We start from the raw sequence: 8,222 nt of genomic DNA, 5'->3' as shown, positions 1-8,222 counted from the left end.
CTCCGAGCTGGCAAAGGTCCAGTTGTCGGCGTTGGCGTCACCGGTGACGATGACCCAACCATAGTTGGTGCCGCCGTTGGCCCAAGCCTGGACCGATGAGGCCAGACCGGTGAAATTGGCCGCACCCGATATACCCGCATCCAGCGTGAACAGGCCTGAGCTGTCTGCTTCCACGCCGTTTGTGGCCACGCCGCTGCTCAAAGAGTTGTAGGTCGAACTCTCGTCCCAGGTCACCAGCATCTTGTGAATGGTGACGTCGTCGGCCGTATCGTTGTTGGTCACATAGACCGTCAGTGTGGCTGAGGTGATCGTTGATCCCAGGGGGATCTGCGCCGATCCGATGATGTTGTCAAATCGGACCAGGGACTGCATGTCATTGGGCGTGCCGTCGTCGACCTGCAGACCGGTGCTGGTGGCGTGTGACGTGGTTGGCGCGGCCTTGTCGATGTAGGTGTCCTGTGTGCCTGTATAGCTGCTGACACCTTCCTGAAATGTCACCGTGGCCAGAACGTGCTGCCATTGCCCCTGAGCCTGAAACGTCAGGATGTCAGTGTGGTTGACCTCGCCGGTGGTGTACTCCAGGATCCAGTCGCCGCCCAACAAGGCCGATCCGGTGTAGTCGTCGCTGGCCGCAACGTCGGCGCCCGTGAGCAGTGCCAGTTGATCGATCAAGGCCATGCCACCCGGAGCGCTGGCCAACTGGCAGCCATACAGCAGCAAGTCCGCTTCGCTGGTCAGGCTGGCGCCCCAGCTCGATATGGCGCCCAGTCTGGCGCTCAGCGTACTTTCGTCAAGCCATGTGCTCCCCAATTGCAGGCCGTTGGCATCGCCATGGCTGAGGATGTGAATGGCGCCGATCTTGTCCGTCTGTTGATTCAGGTAACTGGTGATGATGGAGATGCCATCGTCCTGGGATGACAGCGCCACGACATCGATCGGTCGCCCTTGCTCCTGTTGCTTGTGCAAGTCACTGAGAATGACGCTGGCGTCATCAATGCCCATGTCAACGAACACCACTTCTCTGGCAGGAGCCGTGGCATTTGACTGTGCAGATTGTGGCGCGACGGCCTGAACCACGCGCAGAGACTCCGCCACGACGTCGATGCTTGCCGCGGTGCCCCCGGTGTCAAGCGCGAACCCCGTCCCCAGCAGCGCCCCGACCAGCGGGTCTGCCGAGAACAGTCGACGGGGTTCAAGCTCTTCGAGTTCGTACCTCGGGCGCCTGTGAGGGGGTTTCGATCGGGGAGGGCCTCGCATTGCACACCATGAAAGCCGCGCGTCGGTTGGAATCGATCTGATTGGCGCAGTGATCAGATCCACGTATACAGATGTAATGGTCGCTCAGGGGACAGTTGGCGGTACGTTGAATTGGGGGGCGATCGTGGGCTATTCACGCCTCTTGACCACTTTGTCTGGTCGGCTGAAGGGGGTGGGGAGGGCAGATTCCCGCGGTTTTGCGAGGCGGTGGGTGCAATCCACCCTCTGAGGGCGCCTAAAATCGCAGGCTTCGTCAGATTCGAGATCGAGACCATGTCCAAGACAGCCAAGACCCACAAGCCTGCCAAGGCATCCAAGACCGCCGCTGTGGCCACGCCGGTGGCCAAGCCTGTTGCCGCTGCATCCCAGAAGGTGAAAAAAGTCGTTCTGGCCTACTCCGGTGGTCTGGACACCTCGATCATCCTGAAGTGGCTGCAAGACGAATACAACTGCGAGGTGGTCACCTTCACCGCCGACATCGGTCAGGGTGAAGAGATCGAGCCCGCACGTGCCAAGGCCCTGAAGATGGGCATCAAGCCCGAGAACATCTTCATCGAAGACCTGCGTGAAGAGTTCGTGCGCGATTTCGTCTTCCCCATGTTCCGTGCCAACGCGCTGTACGAGGGCGAATACCTGCTGGGCACCTCCATTGCCCGTCCCCTGATCGCCAAGCGCCTGATCGAGATCGCCAAGAAGACCCGTGGCGATGCCATCTCTCATGGCGCCACCGGCAAGGGCAATGACCAGGTCCGCTTCGAGCTGGGTGCCTACGCCCTGCTGCCTGGCGTGAAGGTGATCGCACCGTGGCGCGAGTGGGACCTGCTGTCCCGCGAGAAGCTGCTGGCCTATGCCGACAAGCACGGCATCCCGGTGGACTTCAAGAAGCGCAAGGGCGGCGCCCCCTACTCGATGGATGCCAACCTGCTGCACATCAGCTACGAAGGCGGCGTGCTGGAAGACCCGAACTTCGAACCCGAAGCCAATATGTGGCGCCTGACGGTGTCGCCCGAGAAGGCGCCCAACAAGCCCCAGATCATCGAGCTGACCTATGCCAAGGGCGATGTGGTCGCCATCGACGGCGTGAAGATGTCCCCCGCCCAGGTGCTGACCAAGCTGAACGAAATCGGCGGCAAGCACGGTATCGGTCGCCTCGACAAGGTCGAGAACCGCTATGTGGGCATGAAGAGCCGTGGCTGCTACGAAACCCCGGGCGGCACCATCTTGCTGTCGGGTCACCGTGCCATCGAATCCATCACCCTGGACCGCGAAGTCCTGGCGCTGAAGGATGACCTGATGCCGCGTTATGCCCGCATGATCTACAACGGCTACTGGTTCAGCCCCGAGCGCGAGCTGCTGCAAGGCCTGATCGACAAGAGCCAGGAAACCGTCAACGGCACGGTCAAGCTCAAGCTCTACAAGGGCACCATCCTGGTGGTGGGCCGCGAGTCCAAGACCGACAGCCTGTTCGACGCCAAGATCTCGACCTTTGACGACGACGGCGGCGCCTACAACCAGGCCGATGCGGCAGGCTTCATCAAGCTCAACGCCCTGCGCCTGCGCATTGGCGCCAATGTGAAGGCCGCCCGCGCAGCAGCCAGCAAGGCCAAGCCCGCAGCTGGCAAGAAGCCCGCAGCGAAGCCTGCTGCCAAGAAGGCTGTGGCGGTCAAGCCGGCAGCCAAGAAGGCCGCTGCCAAGTCCGCCAAGTAAGCCAACCCTTCAGGCCGATGCCCAGGCATCGGCCTGTTCTTTTTTCGGAGACCCCTTCATGACCACCACCACCCTGGCTGGCACCGTTGCCACCCAAGCCAATGTCTACTTTGACGGCAAGTGCGTGTCGCACACCGTGACCTTGGCCGATGGCGTCCGCAAGTCCGTCGGCGTGATCCTGCCCGCCACCTTGACCTTCAATACCGGCGCACCCGAGATCATGGAAACCGTTGCCGGCCAAGCCACCATCAAGCTGGCGGGCTCTGACACCTGGACCACCTACGGTGCGGGTGAGAGCTTCAATGTGCCTGGCAACTCATCCTTCGAGATCAAGGTGGAAGGCGAGCCCTACCACTACATCTGCCATTTCGGCTGATCGATCGGGCCCCCGGTGGATCAGACCACCACGGGTTCGGGCTCCAGGCGGATGCCAAAGCGCCCATAGACGCTCTCCTGGATGGCGCGCGCCAGGGTGACCACTTCGGCCCCGTTGGCGCCGCCCCGGTTGACCAGCACCAGCGCCTGTTTTTCGTAGACGCCCGCGCGGCCGATGGATTTGCCCTTCCAGCCGCAGGCATCGATCATCCAGCCGGCCGCCAGCTTGAAGCTGCCATCGCTCATGGGGTAGTGCACGATCTCGGGGTCGCGGTTGATGATGTCGCGGCACTGCTCGGGCGTCACCACAGGGTTCTTGAAGAAGCTGCCGGCATTGCCGATCACGGCCGGGTCGGGCAGCTTGGCGCGCCTCACGGCGCAGATCCAGTCAAAGATCTGTTGGGCACTGGGCGCGGTGATGCCTGTTTCAGCGATCTTGCGCTCCAGCTCCAGGTAGCCCACCACGGGTTGCCAGGGGCGCGGCAAACGCAGGCGTACACGGGTGATGACGCTCTTTCCGGCCAGATGGCGCTTGAAGATGCTATCCCGATAGCCAAAACCGCATTGCTCGGCGCGCAAGGTGATGCTGCGCCCGGTGATCAGGTCCACCGCATCGAGCGATTCGAACCGGTCCTTGAGCTCCAGCCCATAGGCCCCGATGTTCTGGACCGGCGCGGCCCCGACGGTGCCCGGGATCAGGGCCATGTTTTCCAGCCCGGGCAGGCCTTGTTCCAGGCACCATTGCACGGTGGCATGCCATGATTCGCCTGCCCCCACTTCCACAATCCATGCATCGTCACGGGTCTCGACCAGGCGGCGACCCAGCACTTCGATCTTGAGCACGCAGGCCGAGAGGTCCCGCGTGAGCACCAGATTGCTGCCACCACCCAGGATGAACTTCGGGCCACGCCCCAGGACAGGGTCGTCCACCACCCGGCGGACGTCCGCGTCCGAGGTGATGTGCACCAGGGTCTGCGCCACACAGGGCAGACCAAAGGTGTTGAAAGGCTTGAGATTGGTGCCGTGTTCGACGGCCAGGGACGTGTGCATGGCAGAATTTTCGCAGACACAAAGGAGAAAACCATGCCCAGTTTTGATGTGAAGCTCGATCCCAACCTCGTGGAGGTCCGAAATGCGGTCGATCAGACCAGCAAGGAGATCGGCACACGCTTCGATTTCAAGGGGACCAGCGCGGCCATCGAGTTCAAGGACAAAGACAAGGAAATCACCGTTCTGGGTGATGCCGAGTTCCAGCTCGATCAGGTGCGTGAAGTCCTGACCAACAAGATGGCCAAGCGCAGCGTGGACGTGCGCTTCCTGGACATCGGCAAGCCCGAAAAAATGGGCGGCGACAAGGTCAAGCAGACCATCAAGGTCAAGGCCGGCATCGAGTCCGAGCTGGCCAAGAAAATCGTCAAGCAACTCAAGGACAGCAAGATGAAGGTCACTGCCAGCATCCAGGGCGATGTGGTCCGGGTGCAGGGCACCAAGCGCGACGACCTGCAGGCGGCCATTGCACTGATCAAGAAGGACATCACCGAAGCTCCTTTGTCGTACGATAACTTCCGCGACTGACAACAACCATTCATTCACAGGGAGATGCCATGGTCATGCAGGGAGTTTGCGGGCGACATCTGGCGGCACTGCTTTTCAGTGTCGCGCTGGCCTCGGCCGCCCAGGCCCAGAGTGTGGCCATGACCGGTGGCATGGGCAGCAAGGCCCTGCTGGTGGTCAATGGCGGTGCACCCAAGGCGGTGGCCTCGGGCGACAGCTGGCAGGGCGTGAAGGTGATCAGCGTGTCCAGCGATCAAACCGTGGTCGAGATCGCGGGCAAGCGCCAGACCGTGCACCTGGGCGGCGCTCCCGTCAGTGTGGGCGGAGGTGGCGCCGGCGGCGCCAGCGGTTCACAGATCGTGCTCACGGCCGGCAGCGGCGGGCATTTTGTGACCCAGGGCAGCATCAACGGGCAGGCGGTCGAGTTCCTGGTGGACACCGGGGCGACCTCCGTGGCCATGGGGCAGAACGATGCGCGGCGCCTGGGCATCAAGTTCGAACAAGGTCAGCGCATGCTGAGCGGGACGGCCAACGGCGTGGTCACGGCCTACCGCGTTCGTCTGGCCAAAGTGCGGATCCAGGACGTCGAAGCCTACGATGTGGAAGCCTCGGTCTTGCCGGGCTCCATGCCCCACATCCTGTTGGGCAACAGCTTCCTCACGCGTTTTCAGATGAAGCGTGAGAACGAGCAGCTCACCCTGACCAAGCGCTACTGATCGGTTCTGCACTGCAGTACATCCCGGCCTTCTGGGTTGCGGATGGGGTGACAGGCGTGTTCATGGGGGCTGGAGGCTGCCACAAGCGGGGAGTGCACTGCTAGACTGGCTCGCGTCCGTGGTGCGGCATTGTTCTGCACTGCAGAACTGCCGCTTTGGCTGATCACCGCTTACGCCCAGGAGCTTCTGATGCTCGACGCCTACTTGTACGACGGTCTGCGCAGCCCCTTCGGGCGTCACGCCGGCGCTTTGTCCAGTGTCCGCCCGGACGATCTGGTCGCCGAGGTGATGACCGCGCTGCTGGCGCGCTCCCCCTGGGAGCCCGCGCAACTGGACGACGTCATCCTGGGCAACACCAACCAGGCGGGGGAGGACTCCCGCAATGTCGGTCGCAATGCGGTGCTGGCGGCGGGTTTTCCCACCTCCGTGCCGGGGCAGACCGTCAACCGCTTGTGTGCCAGTGGCTTGGCGGCCGTGATCGACGCGGCCCGCGCCATCACCTGCCACGAGGGCGATCTGTATCTGGCAGGCGGCGTCGAGAGCATGAGCCGCGCCCCCTTTGTCATGGCCAAGGCCGACAAGGCCTACAGCCGTGACATTCAGGTCTTTGACACCACCATTGGCGCGCGCTTTCCCAACCCTCGCGTGCTGGAGGCCCATGGCGCCGACACCATGCCGGAGACCGCCGACAACGTGGCGCGCGATCTGGGCATCGGCCGCCAGGCCGCCGACACCTTCGCGGCCGCGTCGCAGGCCAGGTTCGCGCGTGCCCAGGCCGAAGGCTTCTTCCAGGGCGAGATCCACCCCATCCGCGTGTCCACGGGCCGCAAGACGCCCCCCAGGGTGGTCGATACCGACGAGCATCCCCGCGCCGACGTGACCCTGGAGTCGCTCAGCCAACTGCGTCCGCTCTTCGAGGGCGGGGTCGTCACGGCAGGCAATGCCTCGGGCATCAACGATGGTGCCGCGGCGCTCCTGATCGGCAGCGCGCGTGTGGGCGAGCAGGCTGGGGTCCGGCCTCTGGTCAGGCTGGTGGCGGCTGCGGCCAGCGGGGTCGATCCGCGTGTGATGGGTCTGGGCCCGGTGGGCGCCATCACCCTGGCTCTGGCGCGCGCGGGCCGGTCCCTGTCCGACATGGACGTCATCGAGATCAACGAAGCCTTTGCTTGTCAGGTGCTGGGTTGCCTCCAGCAACTAGGGCTGGCTTTCGACGATCCGCGCGTCAACCCCAACGGGGGCGCCATTGCCGTGGGTCATCCGCTGGGCGCCTCGGGCGCGCGGCTGGCACTGACCGTGGCGCGTGAACTGCAGCGCCGTGAGGGCCGCTATGCCGTGGTCAGCCTGTGCATCGGCATGGGCCAGGGCCTGGCCCTGGTCATGGAACGTGTGTGAGAGTCGACATCATCCGAGGAGAACAAGACATGAGTACCCGCCAGGCCAGCTTCCAGTGGGATGATCCCTTTTTGTTGAACAGTCAGCTCACCGACGATGAGCGTCAGGTGCAGCAGGCCGCCTCCGATTACGCACAGGGCCGTCTGATGCCCCGCGTGCGCGATGCCTTCCGCCATGAACAGACCGACTTGGCCATCTTCAGGGAGATGGGGGAGCTCGGTCTGCTGGGCGCCACCATTCCCACGGAATACGGCGGCGCAGGCCTGAACTATGTCTGCTATGGCCTCGTGGCGCGGGAGGTCGAGCGCGTGGATTCGGGCTATCGCTCGATGATGAGCGTGCAGTCCTCCCTGGTCATGGTGCCCATCCACGAGTTTGGCTCCGAGGCGCAAAAGCAGAAATACCTGCCCCGCCTGGCCCGTGGCGAGTGGATCGGCTGCTTTGGCCTGACCGAGCCCAATCACGGCTCCGACCCCGGCAGCATGATCACGCGTGCCCGCAGCGTGCCTGGCGGCTTCGAGCTGACGGGGGCCAAGATGTGGATCACCAACTCGCCGGTGGCCGATGTCTTCGTGGTCTGGGCCAAGAACGACGCGGGCAAGATCCGTGGCTACATCCTCGAAAAGGGCTGGCAGGGCCTGAGCGCACCAGCCATCCACGGCAAGGTGGGCCTGCGCACCTCCATCACGGGTGAGATCGTGATGGACAAGGTCTTTGTGCCCGAAGAAAACGAGCTGCCCCATGTCGAGGGCCTCAAGGGCCCCTTCACTTGCCTCAATTCGGCACGCTATGGCATCTCCTGGGGCGCGATGGGGGCTGCCGAGTTCTGCTGGCATGCGGCTCGTCAGTACACCCTGGACCGCATCCAGTTCGGTCGCCCGCTGGCCGCCAATCAGCTGATTCAGAAAAAACTGGCCGACATGCAGACCGAGATCGCCCTGGGCCTGCAAGGCGCGCTGCGCCTGGGGCGCATGAAGGACGAGGGTGTGGCCGCGCCCGAACTGACCTCGCTGATGAAGCGCAACAACTGCGGCAAGGCCCTGGACATCGCCCGCGTGGCGCGCGACATGCACGGCGGCAACGGCATCTCCGACGACTACGGCGTGATCCGCCATGTGGTCAACCTCGAAGTGGTCAACACCTACGAGGGCACCCACGATGTGCACGCGCTGATCCTGGGCCGCGCCCAGACCGGCATCCAGGCCTTTTCAGCATGAGGAC

The 8,222-nt window shown here is 63.5% G+C and carries 8 protein-coding genes; 6 read left to right on the top strand and 2 right to left on the bottom strand.

The features are described from left to right. A partial coding sequence (locus tag VFW84_RS11420; RefSeq protein WP_329680581.1) for a DUF4347 domain-containing protein occupies positions 1-1,257 on the bottom strand: 1,257 nt, incomplete at its 3' end. 273 nt (positions 1,258-1,530) lie between these two features. Between VFW84_RS11420 and VFW84_RS11415 the strand changes: the two genes are divergently transcribed. Together VFW84_RS11415 and VFW84_RS11410 are read left to right on the top strand one after the other, a co-directional pair. Further along, positions 1,531-2,964, top strand: a complete 1,434-nt coding sequence (locus VFW84_RS11415; protein ID WP_329680580.1) for an argininosuccinate synthase — start codon at positions 1,531-1,533, stop codon at positions 2,962-2,964. A gap of 58 nt (positions 2,965-3,022) precedes the next feature. Beyond that, the gene (locus VFW84_RS11410; protein ID WP_329680579.1) at positions 3,023-3,340 is read left to right on the top strand and encodes a pyrimidine/purine nucleoside phosphorylase; all 318 of its coding nucleotides are present in this window, start codon (positions 3,023-3,025) and stop codon (positions 3,338-3,340) included. Positions 3,341-3,360: 20 nt separating this feature from the next. Here the strand turns inward: VFW84_RS11410 and murB are convergent, their stop codons facing one another. After that, positions 3,361-4,377, bottom strand: a complete 1,017-nt coding sequence (gene murB / locus VFW84_RS11405) for a UDP-N-acetylmuramate dehydrogenase (protein ID WP_414638966.1) — start codon at positions 4,375-4,377, stop codon at positions 3,361-3,363. A 45-nt stretch (positions 4,378-4,422) separates the two neighbouring features. Here murB and VFW84_RS11400 point away from each other — a divergent pair, with 45 nt between their 5' ends. From VFW84_RS11400 to VFW84_RS11385, 4 genes are all read left to right on the top strand, one after another. Further along, entirely contained in the window at positions 4,423-4,914 is a 492-nt protein-coding gene (locus VFW84_RS11400) for a YajQ family cyclic di-GMP-binding protein (RefSeq protein ID WP_329680577.1), read from the top strand. Positions 4,915-4,943: 29 nt separating this feature from the next. Continuing rightward, entirely contained in the window at positions 4,944-5,609 is a 666-nt protein-coding gene (locus VFW84_RS11395; protein ID WP_329680576.1) for a retropepsin-like aspartic protease, read from the top strand. Between the two features lie 186 nt (positions 5,610-5,795). Then, complete coding sequence (locus VFW84_RS11390; protein WP_414638965.1) at positions 5,796-7,001, top strand: 3-oxoadipyl-CoA thiolase; 1,206 nt, start codon at positions 5,796-5,798, stop codon at positions 6,999-7,001. Positions 7,002-7,030: 29 nt separating this feature from the next. Then, positions 7,031-8,218: an acyl-CoA dehydrogenase gene (locus VFW84_RS11385; RefSeq protein ID WP_329680574.1), complete on the top strand. Its 1,188-nt coding sequence runs from the start codon at positions 7,031-7,033 to the stop codon at positions 8,216-8,218. Positions 8,219-8,222 lie beyond the last annotated feature (4 nt).

This window comes from Aquabacterium sp. (assembly GCF_036279655.1).
Taxonomy (GTDB): domain Bacteria; phylum Pseudomonadota; class Gammaproteobacteria; order Burkholderiales; family Burkholderiaceae_C; genus Aquabacterium.
The sequence above is the reverse complement of the archived record's forward strand: the minus strand, read 5'-3'. Positions and strand labels throughout refer to the sequence as shown.

Coding starts and splice junctions, on each gene's coding strand:
- VFW84_RS11415 (WP_329680580.1), top strand. CDS start 1,531: ATGTCCAAGACAGCCAAGACCCACAAGCCTGCCAAGGCATCCAAGACC.
- VFW84_RS11410 (WP_329680579.1), top strand. CDS start 3,023: ATGACCACCACCACCCTGGCTGGCACCGTTGCCACCCAAGCCAATGTC.
- VFW84_RS11400 (WP_329680577.1), top strand. CDS start 4,423: ATGCCCAGTTTTGATGTGAAGCTCGATCCCAACCTCGTGGAGGTCCGA.
- VFW84_RS11395 (WP_329680576.1), top strand. CDS start 4,944: ATGGTCATGCAGGGAGTTTGCGGGCGACATCTGGCGGCACTGCTTTTC.
- VFW84_RS11385 (WP_329680574.1), top strand. CDS start 7,031: ATGAGTACCCGCCAGGCCAGCTTCCAGTGGGATGATCCCTTTTTGTTG.